20 protein-coding genes are annotated in these 23,187 nt (G+C 71.4%); 10 read left to right on the top strand and 10 right to left on the bottom strand.

The annotated features are described in order from the left end of the window. Nucleotides 1–198: 198 nt before the first annotated feature. Nucleotides 199–1,398: a sensor histidine kinase gene (locus R0146_RS13460; protein ID WP_317690363.1), complete on the bottom strand. Its 1,200-nt coding sequence runs from the start codon at nt 1,396–1,398 to the stop codon at nt 199–201. 464 nt (nt 1,399–1,862) lie between these two features. Here R0146_RS13460 and R0146_RS13465 point away from each other — a divergent pair, with 464 nt between their 5' ends. After that, the gene (locus tag R0146_RS13465) at nt 1,863–2,555 is read left to right on the top strand and encodes a response regulator (RefSeq protein ID WP_317690364.1); all 693 of its coding nucleotides are present in this window, start codon (nt 1,863–1,865) and stop codon (nt 2,553–2,555) included. Between the two features lie 27 nt (nt 2,556–2,582). Here R0146_RS13465 and metW read toward each other — a convergent pair whose 3' ends face one another. After that, complete coding sequence (gene metW / locus R0146_RS13470; protein ID WP_317690365.1) at nt 2,583–3,188, bottom strand: methionine biosynthesis protein MetW; 606 nt, start codon at nt 3,186–3,188, stop codon at nt 2,583–2,585. Further along, entirely contained in the window at nt 3,185–4,375 is a 1,191-nt protein-coding gene (gene metX, locus R0146_RS13475; RefSeq protein WP_317690366.1) for a homoserine O-acetyltransferase MetX, read from the bottom strand. Before metX ends, metW begins: the two co-directional genes overlap by 4 nt. Nucleotides 4,376–4,769: 394 nt before the next feature. On the opposite strand from metX, the gene R0146_RS13480 reads away from it, so the two are divergent. Continuing rightward, nucleotides 4,770–5,198 carry a hypothetical protein gene (locus tag R0146_RS13480; protein WP_317690367.1) on the top strand — a complete coding sequence of 143 codons (429 nt, stop codon included), beginning with the start codon at nt 4,770–4,772 and terminating at the stop codon, nt 5,196–5,198. 49 nt (nt 5,199–5,247) lie between these two features. Here R0146_RS13480 and R0146_RS13485 read toward each other — a convergent pair whose 3' ends face one another. The 3 genes from R0146_RS13485 to R0146_RS13495 all read right to left on the bottom strand — a co-directional run bounded on the left by R0146_RS13485 (nt 5,248) and on the right by R0146_RS13495 (nt 8,517). Continuing rightward, nucleotides 5,248–6,477, bottom strand: a complete 1,230-nt coding sequence (locus R0146_RS13485) for a M23 family metallopeptidase (protein WP_317690368.1) — start codon at nt 6,475–6,477, stop codon at nt 5,248–5,250. 177 nt (nt 6,478–6,654) lie between these two features. Next, the gene (locus R0146_RS13490) at nt 6,655–7,368 is read right to left on the bottom strand and encodes a hypothetical protein (protein ID WP_317690369.1); all 714 of its coding nucleotides are present in this window, start codon (nt 7,366–7,368) and stop codon (nt 6,655–6,657) included. Nucleotides 7,369–7,542: 174 nt separating this feature from the next. Continuing rightward, nucleotides 7,543–8,517, bottom strand: coding sequence for a quinone oxidoreductase family protein (locus R0146_RS13495; RefSeq protein ID WP_317690370.1), 975 nt, complete (start codon nt 8,515–8,517; stop codon nt 7,543–7,545). A gap of 112 nt (nt 8,518–8,629) precedes the next feature. On the opposite strand from R0146_RS13495, the gene R0146_RS13500 reads away from it, so the two are divergent. Both R0146_RS13500 and R0146_RS13505 read left to right on the top strand, forming a co-directional pair. Continuing rightward, nucleotides 8,630–9,727, top strand: a complete 1,098-nt coding sequence (locus R0146_RS13500) for an AbrB family protein (protein ID WP_317690371.1) — start codon at nt 8,630–8,632, stop codon at nt 9,725–9,727. A 163-nt stretch (nt 9,728–9,890) separates the two neighbouring features. Next, complete coding sequence (locus R0146_RS13505; protein WP_317690372.1) at nt 9,891–11,600, top strand: AMP-binding protein; 1,710 nt, start codon at nt 9,891–9,893, stop codon at nt 11,598–11,600. A gap of 132 nt (nt 11,601–11,732) precedes the next feature. Here the strand turns inward: R0146_RS13505 and R0146_RS13510 are convergent, their stop codons facing one another. From R0146_RS13510 to R0146_RS13520, 3 genes are all read right to left on the bottom strand, one after another. After that, the gene (locus tag R0146_RS13510) at nt 11,733–13,208 is read right to left on the bottom strand and encodes a glucosaminidase domain-containing protein (RefSeq protein WP_317690373.1); all 1,476 of its coding nucleotides are present in this window, start codon (nt 13,206–13,208) and stop codon (nt 11,733–11,735) included. Between the two features lie 353 nt (nt 13,209–13,561). Then, on the bottom strand, nt 13,562–14,221 hold the full coding sequence (gene thpR, locus R0146_RS13515; RefSeq protein WP_317690374.1) for an RNA 2',3'-cyclic phosphodiesterase: 660 nt from the start codon (nt 14,219–14,221) through the stop codon (nt 13,562–13,564). A 15-nt stretch (nt 14,222–14,236) separates the two neighbouring features. Beyond that, nucleotides 14,237–14,959, bottom strand: coding sequence for a competence/damage-inducible protein A (locus R0146_RS13520; protein WP_317690375.1), 723 nt, complete (start codon nt 14,957–14,959; stop codon nt 14,237–14,239). Nucleotides 14,960–15,106: 147 nt separating this feature from the next. Between R0146_RS13520 and R0146_RS13525 the strand changes: the two genes are divergently transcribed. The 6 genes from R0146_RS13525 to R0146_RS13550 all read left to right on the top strand — a co-directional run bounded on the left by R0146_RS13525 (nt 15,107) and on the right by R0146_RS13550 (nt 22,624). After that, entirely contained in the window at nt 15,107–16,318 is a 1,212-nt protein-coding gene (locus R0146_RS13525) for an NAD(P)/FAD-dependent oxidoreductase (protein ID WP_317690376.1), read from the top strand. A 46-nt stretch (nt 16,319–16,364) separates the two neighbouring features. Continuing rightward, a complete protein-coding gene (locus tag R0146_RS13530) occupies nt 16,365–17,390 on the top strand; it encodes a heparan-alpha-glucosaminide N-acetyltransferase domain-containing protein (RefSeq protein ID WP_317690377.1) in 1,026 nt (341 codons plus the stop codon). 216 nt (nt 17,391–17,606) lie between these two features. Further along, entirely contained in the window at nt 17,607–18,866 is a 1,260-nt protein-coding gene (locus R0146_RS13535) for an efflux RND transporter periplasmic adaptor subunit (protein WP_317690378.1), read from the top strand. After that, nucleotides 18,866–19,558 carry an ABC transporter ATP-binding protein gene (locus R0146_RS13540; protein ID WP_317690379.1) on the top strand — a complete coding sequence of 231 codons (693 nt, stop codon included), beginning with the start codon at nt 18,866–18,868 and terminating at the stop codon, nt 19,556–19,558. The genes R0146_RS13535 and R0146_RS13540 overlap by 1 nt, the downstream gene beginning before the upstream one ends. Continuing rightward, nucleotides 19,555–20,784 (top strand): ABC transporter permease, encoded by a 1,230-nt coding sequence (locus tag R0146_RS13545; protein ID WP_317690380.1) that lies wholly within the window; start codon nt 19,555–19,557, stop codon nt 20,782–20,784. The genes R0146_RS13540 and R0146_RS13545 overlap by 4 nt, the downstream gene beginning before the upstream one ends. Nucleotides 20,785–20,797: 13 nt before the next feature. Next, on the top strand, nt 20,798–22,624 hold the full coding sequence (locus tag R0146_RS13550) for a permuted SH3 domain-containing protein (protein ID WP_317690381.1): 1,827 nt from the start codon (nt 20,798–20,800) through the stop codon (nt 22,622–22,624). A 10-nt stretch (nt 22,625–22,634) separates the two neighbouring features. Here R0146_RS13550 and R0146_RS13555 read toward each other — a convergent pair whose 3' ends face one another. Beyond that, nucleotides 22,635–23,159: a 2'-5' RNA ligase family protein gene (locus R0146_RS13555; protein WP_317690382.1), complete on the bottom strand. Its 525-nt coding sequence runs from the start codon at nt 23,157–23,159 to the stop codon at nt 22,635–22,637. Between the last annotated feature and the right edge of the window lie 28 nt (nt 23,160–23,187).

Here is a 23,187-nt window from a genome sequence, read left to right on the forward strand (position 1 = left end):
GCCGGACCCGACGCTCACCACCACCGACGCTCACCACACCCGACGCTCACCACACCGGCGTGGCCGACGGACGGGCTCACGGCGCGTGCGACGAAGCCGCGGGCTGCCGTCCGTCGGCCCCCTGACATCACGATCCCCGTGGGGATCGCCCCCCGAACACCGCAGACTCTAGGGGGCGCAGATCGGCCCTGAACAGGGTCAGGAGTGAAAACCCCCCGAACGGGGGGCGACGCTGCCTCTTGCAGGCGTACGTACCTCACTGAGCACGGGGATCTGCACGGTGACGGTCCACCGCCCGTCCTCAGACCCGGCGCGGAAGTAGCCACCGAGCCGCAGGGCTCGCGACTCCATGTTCGCCAGCCCGTGGTGTCCTCCGGCACCGAGCAGGGTGTCGGGCTGCGCATCAGCGGCCCGCACCGTGTTGGACACCTCCATCGCGACCGTCTCCTCGGAGACCTGGACCATCACGTCCACGCCTGCTGATCGGGGCGAGTGCCGCAGGATGTTCGTCGTGCATTCCTGGAGGATCCGGATGCACTCGATCTGGATCGACGGCGACAGCGTCGAGGCGATCGCCGCGTCGCTGGCGACGCGGACGGTGCGCCCGCTGCTGCGCAGTACATCGACCAGGTCGGACAGTTCCTTGTCGAGGTCGATCGAGGTCGCGGCGTCGTCGAGCGGAGCACGGTTCTCCAACACGTCGACGATGTGGTGCATGGCCATGATCGCCTCGTCCAGCGACGAGCCGACGGCCGCCAGGCCCTCGGTGGCGGCTGATGGTGCGGTCCGCTCCCGTACGGTTCCTCTGGTGACGGCGTCGGACGGGGCGAGCAGCTGCACCTGAAGTGCGGCACGGGTGAGGGCATGTCCGATCGAGTCGTGGATCTCCCGTGCCAGGAGCGACAGCTCCTGCTCGTACGACTGCTGTTCGAGTGCCTGCACGCGTGCCAACTGGTGGGCATGCCGGTCACGCTGGGAGAAGTATCGGCGGGCGAGGAGACCGATCGACGTCGCCAGGAAGGCGACGGCGAGGATGAGCGCCAGGAATTGCACCCGGTGAGCCGGGTCGAACACCACCGCGGCGGCGGTCGTCCACGCCACTGCCCACGCCCAGGCGAGGACCACCCAGTGGCGTCCGCCCAGCGCGGTGGTCGTCAACAGGCCGACCAGGATCAGCACCGGGGTCCACTCGTAGTCGGCCAGGGAGAAGGTCAGGACGATGGACGGCACCGTCGACACCAGGAGCCATCGGGGCGCCCACACCGCAAGGAAGAACGACAGGTAGGCGAAGCCCTCGACGGCGACGACCTCGAGAGGTGTCCGGCCGCTGAGACCATCGACGGTGAAGAACTCCAACCCGATGTCGGCGAGGAGCACGGCCGCGATGAGCACGGTCATGGTCAACCGGAGTCTCCGGTCGGCGTGACCCATCCGCCAGCCGGGTGTCGGACCTGGGTGCATGCTCCCCCCACTCCACGAGTCGCCTACGGACACAACCAAGGGAAGAGCTGGCACGGGCCGAGGGCACTCTCCCCGTCGGCCACCGACATGGTCACCGCGGCCCACGCTCCGGGCGCTGCGCCCGGCACGGGCGTGGACGGCTGGAACGCGAACATCCACACGATGCCCAGTGTCGTGGCGATGACCATCTTCATGACTGTCCCCCAACAGAAGATAATGACAAGAGAATACCGACCGGAGGATGTCCGGCGGCACCGGAGCCCCGACGCGGCTCGGCACCGTCGGAGCGCCCAGCCTGTTGGTCGAGGGAATTCTTCCAGCACTCGGCGCTGGAGCGGCCTCCCCCGAACGGGGGATTTCCGGTGGCCGTCCAGCAGGATCGAAAGGCTAGGCTCATCGGTATGGACAGGATTCTGGTCGTCGAGGACGAGGATGATCTGCGCGCCCTCATGGTCGACCTGGTCCGCAGGGAGGTACCCACCGCCGAGGTCAGCGGTGCCGGGTCCGGCGAGGCCGCCGTCGCCGCCTGCGACCAGCAGGCGTGGGATCTGGTGCTGATGGACATCAGGATGCCGGGCATCGGCGGGGTCGAGGCGACCAGGCAGATCGTGGCCCGGCACCCGGACGCCCGGGTGGTGATGATGACCAGTGTCGAGGACTCCCGCTCCGTACGTCTCAGTGTCGCCGCCGGGGCGCAGGGCTACGTGGTCAAGGGGCTGTCCGGGCAGCTGGAGGCGGTGGTGCACCGGGCGCTCGGAGACGTCCCGGTGTCCGCCGAGGCCCTCGACTCACTGATCGACCACACCCGGCAGACCACCTATGCGTTGACGCCCGGGTTCAAGCCGCTCAGTGCGCGCGAGCGCGAGGTGTTCTGGCTGATGGCCGACGGCCTGTCCAACAAGCAGATCGCGCAGCGGCTGTTCCTCAGCCCGAACACGGTCAAGGACCACGTCGCCAGCATCCTGGTGAAGTGCCGGGTCTCCACCCGTGCGGCCGCCATCGTCGCCGCCCGGCAGAACGGTCTGGTCGACCTCACCGAGCGCCCCAACGACCTCACCGAGCGACCCCGCGGCCGCCAGACCGGGACGTGGTGACCGGGCCTTCGGAAGCCCGTCGGCGGCTCAGGCCATCGCCCGCGGGGTGAGCACGTAGATGGCGTTGGCCGCCAGCAGGTTCGCCCACCGGGCCGGGTAGTCACGCTGCCGCCCGTCGGGGGTGGACAGCTGACGATCCCAGACGTCCAGCCCGACCACGTCGAACAGGTCCTCCAGGTCGGAGAGCGTGGACAGGTGGATGTTGGGCGTGTCGTACCAGGCGTGCGGCAGTTCCTTCGACATCGGCATCCGGCCGCGCATCAGCACCCAGCGGTGGCGCCAGTAGCCGAAGTTCGGCACCGAGACGATGCACCGCGAGCCGATCCGGGCCATCTGGGTCAGCACGTCGCGCGGCTTGTAGGTCGCCTGCAGCACCCGGGACAGGATCACCACGTCGTACGACTTGTCGCCGAACTGGTCGAGCTGGTGGTCGATGTCGAGCTCGATCAGCGGCACGCCCTTCGCGATGGTGTCGACCACCGCGTCGGGGGCGATCTCGACTCCGGTGCCGGTGCAGTCTCGCCGGTCCATCAGATAACGCATCAGACTGCCGTGCCCGCAGCCCAGGTCGAGCACCCGCGAGCCGTCCGGCACGAAGCGGGTGACGACCGTCTGGTCCGGTCGCAGGGTCATCGCTCTCCCCTCCCGGCCGCGCGGTCGCCGGCGGCCCGTTCGTACGCCACCCGCTCCAGGAAGGCCGCCACCGTGCGGTGGTAGTCGTCGATCGTCAGCAGGAAGGAGTCGTGGCCCCACGGGGAGCGGATCTCCCGGAAGCTCACCGGCACCCGCTGGCTCTCCAACTGCCGGACGATCGCCCGGGAGTGGGAGGTGTCGAAGCGCCAGTCGGTGTCGAAGGAGAGCACCAGGCACGGCGACCCGACGGCGGCCAGCGCCGCCGCGGCATCCGCCTCCGCGAACGGGTCGAAGTAGTCCATCACCCGGGTGAGGTAGAGGTAGGACAGCGCGTCGAACCGGGACAGGAAGACCCGTCCCTGGTGGTCCAGGTAGCTCTCCACCGCGAAATCCACCCCGAAGCCGCGCCGGGCGTCCTCGCCGAACTGGTACCGCCGGCCGAACTTCTCCTCCATCCCGGCCTCGGACTGGTAGGTGATGTGGGCCATCATCCGGGCGATTGACAGGCCGGTGTCGGGGCTGGTGCCGGACTCCAGATAGCGGCCGCCGGCGAAGCCGGGATCGCGCATGATCGACTCGCGGGCCACCGCGGAGAAGGCGATGTTCTGCGCGTTCAGCCGGCTGGAGGCGGCGATGATCACCGCGCTGCCGACCTGTTCGGGGTAGGACAGCGCCCACTGCAGGGACTGCATGCCGCCCATCGAGCCGCCGACGACGGACAGCAGATGGTCCACCCCGAGGTGGGCCAGCAGCGCGCGGTGCACGGTGACGAAGTCGGCGATCTGGAGCAGCGGGAAATCGAGGCCGTACGGACGGCCGGTCGCCGGGTTGGTCGACGCCGGGCCGGTGGTGCCCTGACAGCCGCCGAGCAGGTTGTCGGCGATGACGAAGAAGCGGTCGGTGTCGATCGGCTTGCCGGGCCCGATGATGGAATCCCACCAGCCCGGCCGGTGATCATCCTCCTGGTGCCGGCCGGCGGCATGGGCGTCCCCGGTCAACGCGTGACAGATGAACACGGCGTTGTCGCGGGCGGCGTTGAGGGTGCCGTACGTCTCGTACGCGACGTCGACCTCGGGAACGACGGCACCGCTCGCCAACACGAGGGGGTGGTCCCCCTCGAAGAGTCGTACGGTGTGCTGCTCGACGATCCCCACCGAGTCCTCGGCGGTCGGGGGGCGGGAAGTCATGGTGGGTATTGTGTCACTTCCGTCCCCGCAGGTCGCGGGCGTCCGCCGCGGGGCGCCCCGGCGATCGTCGGGTTCGAGGGCATGCACGTCTGCGCAGACGCGGCGCTTCCATACGCAGACGCCGCGCTTCCACACAGACGACGCGCTTCCACACAGACGCCGCGCTTCCACGCAACCGCGGCCTGCCGACGGGCCGCATCTGACGGAAAGTGCGGCGGATGGCCGAACAGGCGGCAGATGTCGCCATCCGAGCAGCTACTCCGCCACGAAGATCCCGCCTGACGAGGTCTCGGTGTCACGGTTTGCCGTCGCGGGGATCCGGCTCGGCTGGTTCGACTAGGATCGATGGACCCCGGTGGCACTGAGGCGACCGGGCCGGCGGGAGGAGGCGGCCATGTTCGACCACCCACTGTTGGACTTCGGCGAGCGCTGCGCGCAGGCGGGTTTCGTCCCGATTGATGCGCGCGAGTCGCTGTGGCGGGAGATCGGTGCGGAGGAGCGCGCGTGCTCGCCCGCGGATGACCCGACCGAGGGGGTGCTGTCGATCGAGGGGGTCGGCCCGGGACGGTGGGACGGCTGGCACGGACGAGTCGCGACGGTGACGGCCAGCCTCCCGGTCGCCCCTGAGCAGGTCGACGCCGAACAGCAGGAGCTCGTTCGCGAGATGTCGACGATCTTCGGCGATCCGCATGTCCTCGACGGGCAGCGCGACCGGGTCTACCGCTGGCAGCTCGAGCGCTGGACGATCGAGGTGAGCATCGACAGCGTGGAGCGCAACCGGGTGGAACTCACCCTCGCCGACGCCGAGCTGCTGCCCCGCTGACGCCCCGCTGACGCCGACTACTCCCGGCGTGCCGCCCCCGGCCCGCGTCTCAGGGGGTGACACCGCGGGAGGCCAGCCAGAGCAGCGGATCGGATGCCGCGTAGGGCGTCTGCAGGCTCGCGCCTCGCGGGTAGTACTCGAAGTGGAGGTGCGGGCCGAAGGTCCGCCCGGTCATCCCGACGAACCCGATGATGTCCCCGGCCTTCACCCGTTGGCCGGGTCGTACGGTCGAGGCAAGCAGATGGGCATAGAGGGTGGATCCGTCGGAGTGGGCGACGATCACGTGGGTCCCTGCCCATTCGCCGGCGACCGGGATCACCACCGTGCCGTCGGCGGCGGCGCGGACCGGGGTGCCGATCGGGGCTCCGAAATCGACACCGGTGTGGTAGCTGGCCCAGCTGCCCACCGCACCCCATCGGGCGCCGAGCCGGTAGGTCCCCTTGGCGAGCGGAGTCACGGTGCGGCCGGTGGGACCCGTCCGACCGAGGCGCCCCAGCGTGGCGAGCACGGAGGCGGGCCACCTGCCGTCGGCCGACGGGCGGACGAGGGTGCCATCGGGCAGCCTGATCGCCCCGTCGGACAGCCGACCTGCGCCGAGCGCGGCCAGCTGGGCCCGGAGCAGAGCCTCGTCAGCAGCGGCCCGGTTCTGCTCGTCCACCAAGCGGGTCTGCTCGGTGCGGATCTCCTCGGCGGCGGCCGCCTGGGCGGCGACCCGCCGGACCTGCTCGAGCTTTCCGTTCTGTCGCCGCGCCTGCTCCACCCGGGTGTGCTGGTCGGTGATCCGCTGCCTCGCCGAGAGCTCGACCAGAGCGTGGTCGAAGGCGGGTGCCGCCGGACCGACAGCCACCTTGGCCGCCACCGCGGCGTCCGAGTCGAGGTATCTCGCCGGCCCGTCCGACGCGGACACCGCGCCCGTGCCGGCCACCGTCCCACCGGAGGTCTGCGAGGAGCCTGCGCCGGGACGTGATGCGGGTGGTGACCCGTCGACACTCGACGCCGGGGCGACGGGCGGGTCGGCCGGCGGTGGCGCGGTGTCGTGTCCGGCCGGGGTGAGCCCGTGGGTGCCACCCGTGTCGGCGGCGACCGCCACCAGATGGTCGCCCTCGGCAAGGGGCCGCACCTCCCGATCGGCGCCAGGGGCGGTGTTCGCCTGGTGAGTGAGTCCGAAACCGGCTGCGATGAGCAGGCCGATCAGTGCGATCGCGATGGCGAGCAGGCCTTGGTGGGCCCATTCGTCCCGCGAGAGTCGAGTGGTCGGCAATGCCGTGGCCATGGCCATGCGTGTCCCCCCTGGTCGAACCGGTCCCCCGCCGCGTTCGGCATCAGCCTAAGGGCGGGAGGGCGGTTGACGGGAGGGCTGACGACGAAGTTGTGGACAACAAATTCGTCGGTTCAATCTCCCCCAGAAGGTGACGGAGGCCACACCAGCCCCCGCGTGTTCTCGGGGGCTCAGTGATCAGGCGGCGTCCGGGGTGGACTGAGCGGGCTGCTCCTCCGCCACCGGGGCATCCTCGGTGCGCGTCTCCTCGGCGATCTCTCGGGCCACCTGGCCGGGCTCCTCGCGGGCCAGCGTGGTGCGCAGCCGGTCGTACGACACCTCCCACTCGCGGACGGTGCGACCGTAGCTGCGCAGGAAGGTGGGGTCTGTGTGTGCCAGCCGCCACATCGTCCGGGCGTCGTCGCGGTCGGCGTCGGCGGGGCCGGGCTCGATCCGGTCGAGCACCGCGGCGATCCGGATCACCTCGCGGCAGGCCTCCCCGGTGACGGTCACGGTGTGCCGCTGGGCCAGCATCCGTCCCCGGTTGGGCAACGACGCGAGCAGGACGGCGGCGGCGACCAGCACCGCCAGGGCGACCGGCAGGATCACCACGGCGGACTGTAGGAACAGGGCAAGCAGTCCGCCCAGCACCACGGCGGCCAGCACGCCGCGGAGGGCCCACCGGGTGCCGACCTGGATCATCCCGGCGCGATCGTCACGGAACAGGGTGGCGTGGATGATGTCCCGCTTCCACCCGGGAAGCCGCGGCTCGCACACCGTGTAGGAACGTTCCAGGCCGTCGTCGGTCTCGATCCACCGGGACCAGCCGAAGCGGGTCCGTTCCACGACCGAGCGTGGTCCTTCGTCGGGGTCCGGCCTGTTGTCGGGCTCGGACCTGAGGGCGGTGTCCATCCGCATCTCCTTGCGTGTCATACCGGGGAAGTTGCACGACGTCTCCACTGTCACATCGGACAGTGGGGTCCCGGGTGCGACACGCCGCGCACTTACCTGGCCCACAGTCGAGCAATCCGCTCCTGGGAACGGCGAATGCTCGTCGGGCCCGTTCGTACGGTCCGCTCCGGAACCTCAGTCGACGGTCAACACCACTTTGCCGAGACGGTGTCCGGTGCTGACCAGGGCGAAGCCGTCGGCGATGCGTTCCAGTGGCACCCGATGGCCCACCAACGGTGCCAGGGTGCCGTTCTCCAGCCCTGCACCGATCGCCGCCAGCGCCTGGCCGGCCTGGGTGGGGGTGATGTTCCACAGGGCGACCCCGAGGACGGCGGCCTCGGTGCGCATCACCAGTCGCGGGGTGATCTCGACCGGCGTACGGGCGCCGACGATCACCACCCTGCCATCAGTGGCGAGCAGACCGAGATCGGCCTCCAGGTTGCTGCTGGCGGCCATTTCGATCACCACGTCGATGCCCTCGGGGGCGAGCCGGCGCAACTCCTCGACATGGCCGGGCGTGCTGTGGTCGACCACGACGTGGGCCCCCTGACGGGCGGTCAACTCGCGGCCCTCGGCGCTGCCGGCGGTGGCCAGCACCCGGGCGCCGTGGGCGCGGGCGAACTGGACGCAGGCCTGGCCGACACCACCGCTGGCCCCGTGGACCAGCACCGTCTCCCCCGGCCGCAGGTCGGCTCGCTGGAACAGGGCGCGGTAGGCCGTCGCGTACGGCACGCCGAGCGCGGCGCCCTCCTCGAAGCCGACGTTGTCGGGAAGATGGCGGACCACCCGGGCCTCGGCGACGTGGTACTGGGCGAAGGCCCCGTCACTGGCGGCGAGGATGCCGGCGACGAAGACCCGGTCGCCGACCGCCAGTCCGGTGACGTCCGGGCCGAGTGCGTCGATCTCGCCGGCCGAATCGAAGCCGGGCACCCACGGCAGCGGATTGCGGAAGAACTCGTAGCCGCCCCGCACCATGTAGGTGTCGGCCGGGTTCAGCCCGGCGGCCCGCACCCGGATGCGCACCTGACCCGGCCCCGGCTCGGGAACCCGGGCGTCGACGTAGCGCAGCACCCCGGCATCGCCGTGCTCGGTGATCTGGACAGCCTTCATGGACATCCTCCTGGTGGATCGTGCCGACCCGTCGACCGGCTGACCCTCCCGAGACTAGTCCGTCCCCCGCGGGTGGTGAGGCGACCCTGTGGAGCTGTGATCGACTGGGGCCATGACATCCCCCGACCGCACTCCTGGTGACACGGCACGTCCGGTCGGGTGGCTGGTGCTGATCGCCGTGACGGCCGTGCTGGTCGCGGTGGCGACCGGCGTACGGATCCCTTCTCCCGAGATCCTCGCCGCGATGGTCGCCGGCACCGCGGTGGCCCTCACCGGGCGCGGACCACGGCTGGTCCCCACCCCGCTGGCAATGGCCGCGCAAGCCGTGATGGGCACCTCGCTCGGGGCGATGGTGACCTCCGAGGAACTGCGCGCGCTGGCCGCGGACTGGGCCGGGGTGCTCGTCGTCACGGTGGTCACGCTGGTGGTCAGCTTCGGCTCCGGCTTCGCGCTCGCCCTGCACCCCGCGGTCGACCGCATCACCGGTGTGCTCTCGATGGCCGCCGGCGGCGCCAGCGGGCTGGTCGCGGTGGCCGGCGACCTCGGCGGTGACATCCGGATGGTCGGCACCCTCCAGTACACCCGGGTGCTGCTGATCACCGCCTCCACCCCGCCGGTCGCGGCGTACGTGTTCGGCGCCCCGCCCGCTGGGGTGGCAGCCGCTCCCGCGGACGGTGCCGGGGGCATCCTGGTCGGGATCGGCTGCACGGTCGTCGGCCTGGCGCTCGGCCGGCTCACCCGGGTGCCCGCCGGCGACCTGCTCGGACCGATGGTCCTCACCGGTGCGGTCTCGATCTGGGGAGGGCTTCCCACGCCCGCACTGCCCGGGCTGCTGATCGCGGTGGCGTACGTGGTGATCGGCTGGACCGCCACCCTGGGGTTCACCCGGGAAGCCCTGGGGACGGTGGTCAAGGTGTTGCCGCTGTCGCTCGGACTGGTGGTCGCATTGATGGTGGTCAGTGCGGTGGCGGGCGTGTGGCTGGCCCGCCTGGCCGGGCTGAGCGACCTGGACGGCTATCTCGCCACCACGCCGGGCGGGATGATGGCGGTCCTCGCGGTGGCCGCGGCGTCGGGTGGCAACGTCACGGTCATCACCGGAGTGCAGGCCGTACGGCTGTTCCTGATGCTGGCCCTCACCCCGGTGCTCACCGGTTGGCTGCGGCGCCGCACCCTGCCCCCGATGGACCGGCCGGCCGGGACGGGCGCCTGATCGGCCGCCCTCATCCCCGGCTGTCGGGACCACACAACGACGGCGCGGCACGCTTGTCGGTCCTGATGACGAGACCGCACCGTCCGCCGCGTATCGTTCTACCTACGCTGGCGTAACCGACGCGGGCGTAACCACGCTTCTCACGTGAGATCAGAGGTGCCCCTTGAGCCGAGCAACCGAGCAGATCCGTGCCGCCCGAGACCTGCTGCTGTCCTTCCACGGTCGCATCGACGAGGCCCGGGCCGCCTTCACCTGGCCCGACATCTCGGGGCCGTTCAACTGGGCCATCGACTGGTTCGACGCGGTCGGCCGGGGCAACGACCGCACCGCACTGTGGATCTGCCAGGTCGACGGCACTGAGGAGAAGTGGAGCTACGACGACATCGTCCGGCGCTCCGACGCGGTGGCCGGCTGGCTGCGTGAGCAGGGGCTCGGCAAGGGCGACACCGTGATGCTGATGCTCGGCAACCAGATCGAACTGTGGGAGGCGATGCTCGCGGTGATGAAGATCGGCGCGGTGATCCTGCCGACCGCCGAGGCCGTCACCAGTGAGGATCTCGTCGACCGGATCGGGCGGGCGGACGTCCGCGGCGTCATCGCCAATGCCCCGGACACGCCGAAGTTCGCCGCCGTCCCCGGCGACTACGTACGGATCACCACGGCCGCCGCGCACGACGGCTGGCTCTCCTTCGCCGACGCGTACGAGCATCCGTCGGAGCCGCAGCCGGTGGTCACCGACGCCGACGACCCGGTGCTGGAGTACTTCACCTCCGGCACCACCAAGGAGCCGAAGCTGGTCGGGCACACGCAGTTGTCCTACCCGGTCGGTCACCTCTCGACGACCTACTTCATCGGGGTCCGGCCCGGCGACGTGCACCTGAACATCAGCTCCCCCGGGTGGGGCAAGCACGCCTGGAGCAGCTTCTTCGCTCCGTGGATCGCGGAGGCGACGATCTTCGTCTACAACTACCGTCGCTTCGACGCCCAGGAGCTGCTGCGGCAGATGCGCCGGGTGGACGTCGCCACCTTCTGCGCTCCGCCGACGGTGTGGCGGATGATGATCCAGGCCGACCTCGGCGAGAAGCCCACAGCCCTCCGCGAGGTCGTCGGTGCGGGTGAGCCGCTGAATCCCGAGGTGATCCGCACCGTCCAGGACCGGTGGGGGCTGACCATCCGTGACGGCTACGGGCAGACCGAGACCACCGCGCAGATCGGCAACGTGCCCGGCGAACCGGTGAAGCCCGGCTCGATGGGCAAGCCGCTGCCGGGCGTGCCGATCGAGATCGTCGACCCGGAGACCGGCGAGCCGTCGGAGATCGGCGAGATCTGCCTGCGGCTGGACGCCCGGCCGCTCAACCTGATGCACGGTTACGTCGGCATGCCGGAGCTGACCCGCCAGGTCGAGCACGGCGGCTATTACCACACCGGCGATCTGGTGACCCGGGACAAGGACGGCTACGTCACCTACGTCGGGCGCACCGACGACGTGTTCAAAGCTTCGGATTACAAGGTCTCGCCGTTCGAGCTGGAGAGTGTCCTGATCGAGCATCCGGCGGTCGCCGAGGCCGCGGTCGTGCCGGCCCCCGACCCGACCCGGCTGGCCGTCCCGAAGGCGTACATCACCCTCGCCCCGGGCTTCGACCGCACCCGGGAGACGGCACTGTCGATCCTGTCGTACGCCCGCGACCACCTGGCGCCGTACCTGCGGGTGCGCCGTCTGGAGTTCGACGACCTGCCGAAGACCATCTCCGGCAAGATCCGGCGGGTGGCGCTGCGGGGTCGGGAGCTGGCGGCTGCCCACGGCGGCCATGCCGAGCCCGGACGCACCGAGTACCGCTACGAGGACTTCCCGGAGCTCCGTACGCAGCACTGAGATCGACACAGCACTGAGATCGACACAGCACTGACCGACAGACGAGCAGGAGGGGCGGACCGTGGTGGTCCGCCCCTCCTGCCGTGTGCCCGGGTCCCGTCGTGCTCGGGGCTCAGCCCCGAGGCGATCGGGTCAGCTCTGGTTGCGGGCGCCGCGTGAGGTGGCGACCAGGGTGGCGCCGGCCGCGAGGATGCCCAGCCCCAGCAGGCCGAACACCGCTGCCGGACCACCGGTCCGGGGCAGCCGTCCCGCGAGGTTCTGTGCCGGGTCGTCGGCCGACCCGCCGGTGTGACTCGCCGGCACCGCAGGCGCCGAGGAGCTGGCCGGCGACGGGGCCGGGCTGGCCTTGGTGGACGGTGCCTTGGTGGCGGGCGCCTTGGTGGAGGGCGAGGCCTGTCCGGCCGGCCACACCGGCTTGACGCTCGGCGAGGACGACGCCGACGGAGAGGCCGACGCCGCAGCGGGCCGGGAGGCCGTCGCGCTGGCCGACGGGGCGCCGGCAGGCAGGTTGTCGTCGCGGTCCAGCCCGGTGTCGCTGGCCGAGGCGACCGACGGGTCGCCCGTCGTCAGCGGGCCGGAGGAGGAGGTCGTGGCGCCGGCCGGGATGGTCGTCGCCCCTTCGGTGTAACCGGTGCCGCCGGCACCCGGGAACCGGATGATGACCTCGTAGTTCGAGATCTTGGCCCATCCGGCGGGCAGATTCACCCCGGCGTTGAGGCGGCCCTGGGCGTCGGTGGTGACCGTTCCCAGCGAGGCTCCGGTCGTGTCGACCACCGCGAGGGCGGTGTTGACGAGCGGCTTGCCGTCGGCGTCGTACACGGTCCCGCTGAAGCTCACCCGGTTGGTCTGCGGGTTGATCACCCAGATCACCCCGGTGAGGCCGGCCGGCTTGGCGTCCGGCGCGGTGCTGGCCGACGGGCTGGCACTGGGGGTGGCCGACGGCTTGGCGCTGGGCGTCGCCGACGGGGAGGCGCTCGGCCTGGCCGACGGGGAGGCGCTCGCGGAGCGGCTCGGGCTCGGCGTGGCCGAGGTCGGCTTCGGGGTGGGCGTGGGGGTCTGCGTCTGGTCCGCGACCGGGTTGGCGGTCGGCTGGGGCGCCGGCAGCTTGTCGTACTGGTAGAGGTTGTACTGCTTCATGATCCTGATCACGGAGTCTGCGTACGCCGGATCGGTGGCGTAACCGCCGGCGGCGATCGCGCGGATGAACTGGTCAGGATCGTCCGTGTGGCTGAACGCCGCACGGTAACGGCTCAGCGAGCTGAGCAGCAGGCCGTAATCGGAGAAGGAATCCGCAGTGGTCGCGTACGTCCGGAATCCATCGACGATCGTCGTGGTCCCGGACGAGGTGTATTCATTCGTCTTCAACGAGACGCAGCCCTGCTGGAATCGGCTCTTCTGCGAGGTGCATTTGATGCCGAAATAGTTGTGATAGGTCCGGGAGAGGGTCGAATCGCCCCAGCCGGACTCGAGGATCGACTGTGCCATCGCGACCGAGGCGGGAACCTTGTATTCCCGTTGCACCCCTTGGGCGGCGTCGACCGTTTGCTTGATGTAGGTGGAGGGAGCGAGCGCCCTCGCGTACGGGGAGAAGATCGCTCCACCGAACACGAGAAGAACCGACGCCGCAGCGGTCAGAATTACTCGTAATGTTCGTGCCACCCCGCCACCATGGAAAAGCTCGTCGGGTGGCGGCAAGTATCAGCCTGAAGCTCAGGTTGAGAGAACGGGGCCTCACAAAGGTGGCTCTCAGCCTCCTGGCGGGACCTTTCCCTCTCTCAGGAACGCCGTGTGATGTCTATCTCACTGGGTCGGACACGCCGGGAATGTCCCTTGCAACGCTGCCGTCCTGTGGACACTGCGGTCACTTTTGCATGCCCCTCACAGACCGAACTCAGCCTATGTTTACACGATCTCCGGTAGCCGCGACGCGCCGGCGGTCCGCGGAACGGCACCCTCGCTGGTCACTCGACCGCAGGCAGGTACGGATCGCTGACGTACGTCGGCGTCGAGGCGCCGAGCGGCCACTCGGCGCGCTCGACATAGCGGGGTCGACCCCGCTCCCCCTTGCCCAGCTGCGACTCCACCAGCAGGATCCGGTCCGCCACCCAGGCAGGGCCGGCCGGAGCGCCCGGCAACGCCAGGTAGTCGGTGAGGTCGCGGGCCTGCCCACTGCGACCCACGGTGAGGTGAGGGCGGAACGCCGCGTGGTCGGGAGCGGCACCCGCGGCGGTGGCGGCGTGATGACAGGCCCGTGCCAGCGCGGCCAGCGTCATGGTCGGAGCAGGGTGATCCCGCACGCCGATCCAGGCGACGCGTGCCGCACCGGCGCGCGGGAAGGCGCCGGGCGGGGCCCAGTCGAGCGACAGTGGCACCGCACGTGACGCGATCCGGGTGATCCGGTCGACCAGCCGACCGTACGCCCACGTGTCGACGGCAGCCAGGAACGCCAGCGTCACGTGCCAGGTGGGTGCGGCCATCGCACGCCAGCCGGTGGGCAGCGGACCGTTCGCAGGGACCGACAGCCAGCGGGCGAGGACCTCTGTCGCCGCCGTGTCCGGCACCAGCGCGAGGAACAGTCGCCGGGTCTCGGGCTGCGGCGCGGGGCCGTCAGGAGTGGACACCGGGCCTCACCGCGGTCACCGCGGGAAGGCGGCGTGCAGTGCGGCGATCGCCGCGGCGACCCGGCCGGAGTCCTGGCCGCGGACGACGATCGTGGTGCCGGAGCGGCCGTCGAGCATCGACGGGTAGGACCCGATCGACAGGTCGGCGTACGTCCCCGCCAGCGCGCGCAGCTCTCCGGCGATCGAGCTCTCCGGGCGTTGCACCCGGTAGTCGCGGACGGTGAGCGGTCGGCCGTGGGCCAGGCCCGGCAGGACGACCTCGACCATGCCGCGGAAGATGATCGGCACACCGGCCAGGACGTGCACGTTGCCGACGGTGAACCCCGGGGCACCGGACAGGCCGTTGTCGATCAGGGTGGCGCCGGCCGGCACCCGCGCCATCCGCTGCTCCTCCACCGTGTAGGTCATCCCGCGGGAGTCGCAGAACGCCCGGATCCGACGTTCGGCCTCCGGGTCGATGACGATCGGGACGCCGAACGCCGCAGCGATGGCGTCGGCGGTGATGTCGTCATGGGTGGGCCCGATGCCGCCGGAGGTGAACACATGGGCGTACGCCTCGCGCAGTGCGTCCACCGCCGTGACGATGGCGTCGTGGTCGTCGGGGACGATCCGCACCTCCCGGAGGTCGATCCCGTGAGCGCTCAGCACACCGGCGAGGTGATACATGTTCTCGTCGCGGGTACGCCCGGACAGGATCTCGTCGCCGATCACCAGGATGGCTGCGGTGGGGTTGGACACGCTGATGATCCTAGCCAGGGCCACCGGTCGCGCTCCCGCGGAGGTCACGGCCGGGCGGCGACGCCCTGTCGGGACCGGTCCGCCCGTCCTACCATGGGACAACGCGACCGGGGAATCGGTCCCGGGTCCGTTGCGGACGGAGCGGACATGTCGGAGCAGAGGATCGTCGTCGTCGGCGCCGGACTTGCCGGAGCCCACGTCGTCCAGGGCCTGCGGGCCGAGGGATTCACCGGGCCCGTGACGATGCTGGGCCAGGAGCCGGAACTGCCCTACGACCGGACCAAGCTGTCCAAGGAGTACCTGCAGGGCCGGATGGACCGGGCCGCCATCCGGCTGCACGACGAGGCCTGGTACGTCGAGCACGACGTCGACCTGCGGCTCGGGGTGGTCGCCGCATCGATCGACCGTGCCGCGCGGGTGCTCCGGTTGGCCGACGGCGACGCGGTGGCGTACGACCGGCTGGTGCTGGCGACCGGCGCGGACTCCCGCCGGATCCGGTTCCCGGGCGCCGACTTGCCCGGGGTGATGACGCTGCGGGAGCTGCGGGAATCCGACGCGTTGAAGGACCTCTTCGCCGCCGGGGGCCATCTTGCGGTGGTGGGCGCCGGTTGGATCGGCCTGGAGGTGGCGGCCTCGGCCCGGCAGGCCGGGATGAGGGTGACGGTGGTCGCCCCCAACGCCCAGCCGCTCGACAACATCCTCGGCCCCCGGATCGGTGCGTACTTCGCCGACCTGCACGTCCGCAATGGCATCGACCTGCGGATGGGCGTCGGCGCACAGGGTGTCCTGGAGCGGGACGGTGTGGCCGGGGGCGTCATCACCGACCACGGTGACATCGCCGCCGACGCGGTGCTGATCGCCGTCGGCGCCGTCCCGCGGGTGTCGCTGGCCGAGCACGCCGGGCTGGCGGTGGACAACGGGGTGCTGACCGACGAGCGGATGGTCACCAGCGATCCGGCGATCCTGGCCGTCGGCGACATCGCCAACGCCCACAACACCCTCCTCGGCCAGCGGTTGCGGCGGGAGCACTGGGACAATGCGCTGCGCCAGGGCGCGCTGGCGGCCCGTACGATCCTCGGCCTGGAGGGGACGTACGACTGGCAGCCGTACTTCTACACCGACCAGTTCGACCTCGGCATGGAGTACGTCGGCAACAACCTCGCCGACGACGAGCCGGTGGTGCGGGGCGCGCTCGAGTCGGGTGAGTTCATCGTGTTCTGGCAGCGTGACGGGATCGTCACCGCGGCGATGAACGTCAACATCTGGGACGTCAGTGACACCCTGCGCGGGATCGTCGGCCAGCAGGTCGACCGGGAACGACTCGTCGACCGGAACGTCGCACTGGCCGACCTCACCTGACGACACCGCCACCCCGCTCCTGTTCCCACTCCTCCGGGACGACACCATGCACGGTCGTGCGGGTCGGGTCCACCCGCGCATCACACTCGCCACTGCCTCGTCGACGCCGCGCAACGCGGCCATCGACGCCTACCGGGGCATCGCCGTCCTGGTGATGGCGGTCGGCAACCTGGGGCTGGGCGTCCGCTGGGTGCCGGCGGCGCTGAAGCACGCCACCGACATCGGCTTCACCATCGCCGACGTGGTCGCCCCGATGTTCATGCTCTCCATCGCCCTCGTCGTCGGGCTGCGCGTCGAGGACTGGCGGGCGGCACCGGACAAGCGTCCGATCCGGGGTCGGATGGCCCGGCGGGGACTGATGCTGCTCGGCCTGGGGGCACTGATCAGCGGCGGTCAGGCGCTCACCGAGGTGGTCGGACCGACGGCGTTGTCCTGGGGCGTACTGCAGGCGATCGGTGCCGCTACCCTGCTGCTGCTCCCGGTCGTCCTGCTGCCGGCCTGGGCGCGGTGGGCCGCCGGCCTGGTCTGCCTGAGCGTCTACCAGGTGCTGCTCGACCGCTTCTTCCTGGCGGCGGTGCTGCAGATCTCGTTCGACAGCATCCTCGGCACGCTGGCCTGGGGAGGCTTCCTGATGATCGCCAGTGCGGTCGCCGAGCAGTGGCACCGGACCCAGGGGGCCATGCGCCGTACGGTGCTGCTGGCCGGGGTGGGCACGGCCTCGGCCCTGCTGGCCTGGGGCCTGTCCGGCTGGATCCCGGTCTCGAAGAACCGCGCGTCGTTCACGTACGAGTTGCTCGCGCTCGGCCTGTGCCTGCTGCTCTTCGCCATCGTCGCCGCGATCCTCGACGACCGTCCCCGCCGCTGGCGGTGGCTGCAGAGTCCGGGCCGGCACCCGCTGCCCCTCTATTTCGCCCATCTGATCACGATGGCCTTCCTCACCCTGCCCGGGGCCGACGGCTGGTACGCCGGTGCGCCGGTCTGGCTGACCCTGCTGCAGGCCGCGGTGATGGTGGGGGTGCTGCTGACGGTCGCCGCCGTGCTCGACCGGCGTGGCTGGTCGCTGCGGCTGTGAGGCCGTCCCGAGGCCTCCTCAGGAGGAACCCCCGGTCATCCCCGAACGACGTCTGCCCCCGTTCCGATCGGCCCCCGGGCCGGACTAGGGTCGACCCGGACACCACCGGATCCGGCCTGCGGGCCACCCACTGGCCCTGGCCTCGTGCACGAGACGGTGCACGAGCGGCGACGATCCGGCACCGCGCAGGGACCTGACGGAAGGCCGTAGGAACGCATGGGTGAGACTCCAGCCGAGGATCCGGCGCCGACTGCGCCGGCCACAGCACGGCCCCCGCGGCGGCGCCGTACGGTCGTCATCGTGGTGTCCGCTGTGGTGGTCGTGGCACTGGTGGTGGCGGTGATCGCCCTCGCCCTGCGCCCGCGCGGTGCCGCATCGACCGCCGGCTCGACGACGTACACCGTGCAGCCGACCTCGGTGACCCGCACGGTGAGTGCCACCGGGACCTTCCAGCCGGTGCAGCAGTTGTCGGTGAACTTCCCGGCCGCCGGCACCGTCACCGACGTCCGGGTGGCCGTCGGAGACAAGGTCACCAAGGGCCAGGTGCTCGCGACCGAGGACGCGGCGGCGCTGGACGCCGCCCTGCAGAGCGCCACGGCCGCGGTCGCCTCCAGCCAGGCCCAGGTCGACGCCCTCACCGCGTCGGCGACCACCGCGCAGCGGACCGCCGCCCGCGCCGCACTCGCCGCCGACCGGGCCAAGCTCACCCGGGCACAGGCGGACTACGACGGCGCGACGCTCACCTCGCCGATCGCCGGGACCGTCGCCGTGGTGAACATCAGCAAGGGCGGCGTCGCCGGCGGGACGAGCGGCGGGGCCACCACCAGCCTGCCCTCCTCCGCCGGCGGCACCGCCGGAGCGGTCGGTGGCGCCGGCATGTCGGGGGCGATGGCCGGTGCCGCCGCAGCGGCCGGAGCATCCGCCTCGAGCCCATCGGGTGACGTCGTCGTGGTCGACACCTCCTCCTGGCAGGTGAAGTCGACGGTGGGCGCCGCCGACCTGCCCTCGATCAGGAGCGGACAGGCGGTCACGATGACCGCCCCCGACGGACACACTTCCCTCACCGGCGCCGTGCGCAGCGTCAGCCAGGTCGCCACCACCGGCGTGTCCTCCACCGGCAGCTCCGCGGCGACCTTCCCGGTGGTCGTCGACGTGACCGATGCCAAGGGCGCCCAACTGTTCATCGGCAGTACGACCACGGTGTCGATCACGGCGGAGCAGCTCGACAACGTCCTCGCCGTGCCGACCGCCGCGATCGTCGAGGCGGACGGCCACCCCGCCGTACGGCTGGAGTCGAACGGCGCCACCACTGAGCGTCCGGTGACCCTCGGCGCGGTGATCGGCGATCGTACGGTCCTCACCGACGGCGTCAGCGCCGGCGACACGATCGTCCTGCCGCAGGCCGGTGGCGTACGTGCCACCGCGGGTCCCACTACCGGTCCCACCACCAGGCTGTCCCGTCGGGTTGGCCGCTGATGGCCCCGATCCTGTCCCTGCGCGACATCCACAAGACCTACACCACCGGCGCGATCTCGCTGGAGGCACTGCGCGGCATCGACCTCGACATCGAGCAGGGTGACTACGTCGCGATCATGGGCCCCTCCGGCAGCGGCAAGTCGACCTTGATGCACATCCTCGGCTGTCTCGACAACGCCACCTCCGGGAGCTACCTGCTGGCCGGGCGGGACGTGAGCACATTGTCGGAGAGCGACCTGGCGGAGGTCCGCAACCGGTCGATCGGATTCGTCTTCCAGCAGTTCAACCTGCTGCCGAGCATGACCGCCCAGCACAACGTCGAGCTCCCCCTGGTGTACGCCGGGGTCGGCCGCACCGAGCGGAGCACCCGGGCCCGGGAGGTGCTCGAAGCCGTCGGTCTGGGCGATCGGCGTGACCACCGACCCGGTGAGCTGTCCGGCGGCCAGCAGCAGCGGGTGTCGATCGCGCGCGCGATGGTCAACGACCCGGACATCCTGCTCGCCGACGAACCGACCGGCAACCTCGACTCGGCGTCCACCGAGGACGTACTCGACCTGCTGGCCGGTCTGCACGACCGGGGCCGCACCATCATCCTGATCACCCACGAGCACGACGTGGCGATGCGGTCGCAGCACCGGTACTCGATCCGCGACGGCCTGCTCGGCCCGCTGGAGACCGAGGTCTCGGCATGATGGGGTTCGCCGAGACGTTGCGGACGGCGATCACCGCCATCCTCGGCCGCAAGCTGCGGTCCGCACTGACGATGCTGGGCATCCTGATCGGCATCGCCGCGGTGATGCTGACCGTCGGGCTGGGCCAGGGCGCCCGAGCGCAGATCACCGGGCAGATCAACGCACTCGGGTCGAACCTGCTGATCGTCACCCCCGGCAGTGGCAATGCCTTCGCCGGGATGGGAGGCCTCTCCAGCGGCCCGACCACGCTCACCCTCGATGACGCCGCCATGCTGGCGGACCCTGCCGTCGCGCCGGATGTGCAGGCGGTCGCCCCGGTGTTGGAGTCGGCGACCTCGGTGGTCGCCGGGACCGAGGACCGGACGTCCATGGTGGTCGGCACCACGCCGGACTGGACCACGGTGCGGGCCCGGACCATCACCGAGGGCCGGTTCTTCACCGCCGACGAGAACGCCGCCCAGGCACCGGTCGCCGTCATCGGATCGACCACGGCGAAGGCACTCTTCGGCGACGGTTCGCCGATCGGGCAGACCGTCCGGGTGGAGGGGGCCACCCTCACCGTGATCGGGGTGCTGAACACCGCCGGCAGCTCCATCACCGGTGACCAGGACGACCAGGTGGTGCTCCCGGTGGCCACCTTCGCCCAGCGGATCCAGGGCACCGCCGGCCCGGGGGTGACGACCATCTACGTCTCCGCGGCCAGCCAGGAAGCACTGTCGGCGGCCTACCAGGAGACCCTCGCCGCCCTGCACACTGCACACCGCACCACGACCGAGACCGCCGACTTCGGGGTGGCCGCCCAGCAGACCCTGGTCGACGCCGTGTCCACCGCCACGACGGCGCTGACCGCCCTGCTCGGCAGTGTCGCGGCGATCTCCCTGCTGGTCGGGGGCATCGGCGTGATGAACATCATGCTCGTGTCGGTGACCGAGCGGACCCGCGAGATCGGCCTGCGCAAGGCGTTGGGCGCCACCCCGGCGGTGATCCAGCGGCAGTTCCTCACCGAGGCGAGCCTGCTCGGGCTGCTCGGGGGACTCGCCGGGGTGTTGCTCGGGGTCGGGGCGGCTGCCGTGCTGTCGCAGTTCCTGCCGTTCCAGGTCACGCCGTCCTGGTCCGCGACGCTGGTGGCGCTGGGGGTCTCGATGCTGATCGGCGTGGTGGCCGGGGTCTACCCGGCCGGGCGCGCCGCCCACCTGGCGCCGATCGACGCGCTGCGGACCGAGTGAAGGAACGTACGCCATGAGCGCAAAGGATCGAGGAGGACGGACGATGAGGCGACGCCGGATGGTGATCGGCGGGGTGGCCGCCGTCGTCGTGGTGGGCGTCGTGGCCACCACGTACGCGATCAACTCGACGGGCAGCGCGGCCGCCGCTCGCTACCGGACGACGACGGCGACCCGGGGCGATCTCACCGCCACGGTCAGCCTCGGCGGCACTCTCGCCCACGTCGACTCGGTCACTGCGGCCTTCCCCACCACGGGCACGGTGACCTCGGTGTCGGTGCGCGCCGGCCAACAGGTCAAGGCCGGTGAGGTCCTGGCGACCATGGACACCGCCCCGCTGCGTGCCGCCCTGCTGGAGGCCCAGTCCCAGGTGGCCGCCGTCCAGTTGGCGATCGAACAGGACCGGGCGGAGTTGGACGGCGGCACCCCCGCGGGCACCACCCCCGGCCTCCCGCAGACCGCCGTTCCGGGAGCCGGCGCGTCCGGACGTCCGGGGGCCCCGACCGTCCCGGCCGGGGCCGGCACGAGCGGGCCGGCGGCCGGTGGCGCGATGTCGCCCGAGGCCCAGGTCAGCGCGGCACTAGGGGCCGTCGACGCGGCGCAGACAGCGGTCAACACCTCCTGCACCGACCTGCTCTCCGGCCTCGGACAGGGAGTCGCCGGCGCACCCGGATCCGGCCGGCCGGCCGCCCCCGTCGCTGATCGTCCCAGCCCGTCCGGGAGCCCGCAGGGGTCGGCCTCGGCGATCCCGACGCCGACCCCCACTACCCCGTCCACGCCGCCGGCCACCGCTTCCCCGTCACCCACCGCCTCCCCCACGGCCAGTCCTTCGGGCACCCCCACGCCCACGGCCACGCCGACCGCGGCATTCCCCACCGTCGACCCGCAGGCCCTCACCAGCTGCATGGGCGCCCTCGAAGCGCTCAGCACGGCCCAGCACCGCGCCGCCCTGGCCCTGGACGCCGGCGGCACGGCGCTGGCCCAGCAGGCTCGCAGCCAGCAGGCCCTGAACCAGCAGGCCCTGAGTCAGCAGGCGACCGCACTGGCCGGCGGCGCCGGGGCGACGCCGACCCTGCCCAGCGGTCTCGGCGGAGGCTTCGGCCAGACCGGTGGTGGCACCTCGGCCAAGGCGAAGCTGCTCTCCGACCAGGCCACCCTGGCCGTGGTCCAGCAGCAGCAGACCCAGGCGCAGAACAACCTCGACGCCGCCACTCTGACCGCGCCGATCAGCGGCGTGGTCGGGGCGGTCGACATCTCCCCCGGCAACCAGGCCACTCCGACCCGGGGCATCGTCATCATCGGTCCCGGCGCGGCCCGGGTGGACGCCACCGCGACCCTCGGCAACCTGCAGCAGATTGCGGTCGGCGATCGTGTCGAGGTGCGTACGGTCGGCTCCGCGACCCCGCTGGACGGCACCCTCACCGCCGTCGGCGCACTGCCGACCAGCGGCGCGGGCACCGATGCGCCGAGCTACCCGGTGGTGGTCAGTGTGCCGGCCGGTGCCGCAGGGCTGCCCGAGGGAGCTCCGTCGACCGCCTCGATCGTGACCACCTCGCTGACCGGAGCCCTCGTCATCCCCTCCTCTGCGCTCGTCACCAGCGACACCGGAGCCACCACCGTCACCGTCCTGTCGAGCGGTGCGACCCGTACGGTCGACGTCTCGGTGGGTGCCCGCGGACAGGGCAGGGTGCAGGTCCTCAGCGGGATCGGTGCCGCTGACACGATCGTCCTGGCCGATCTCGTCGCACCGCTGCCGGCCCCCGATTTCGCGGCCTTCGGTGGTGGCCCCGACGGCGGGAGCAGTGCCTCCCCGGCGCCGAGTGGGTCGCCCAGCCCTCGCTGACCGGCAGGGCTCAGGGAATGCCGGCCAGCGGCCACCGCTGGCCGGTGCCGCTGTCGATCAGGGCAGCACTGGCCACCCGGACGGTCAGCGGCAGGGCATCGGACACCGCCCGGGCGACCAGCGGTAGCTGGGCCTCCTTGGCGCGGGTGGCCAGCGACACGTGTGGCACCCAGGCCCCGCGCGCGTAGTGCCGATGGAGGTCGGCGCCGGCGTCCTGCAGAGCAGCGGCCACCACTTCCTGACGCCGTGCGACCTCCGCGGTCACCGAGGCGGCCAGCGCCGTACGGCCGCGGGAGAACGCGAGCATGCCGTGGAACTCCACGGAGAAGCCGCCGGCATCGGGCAGCGCGGCGATCCACTCCCGGACCGCGGCCAGTTCCCAGTGCACCGCCACCGCGTACGACAGGTGCGGGAGGTGACGACCGTGGGTGTGGGTGAGCAGGGTCGGCACCCCCTCTCCCTCGAGGCGGGTCCAGATCTCCCGGATGACGCGATCACCCTCAGGGTCGAAGAGCAGACACACGGCGAGGGACATGGCCTCATCATCCTCCGGCCGGCCGCGG

This window comes from Raineyella sp. LH-20 (assembly GCF_033110965.1).
Lineage (GTDB): Bacteria > Actinomycetota > Actinomycetes > Propionibacteriales > Propionibacteriaceae > Raineyella.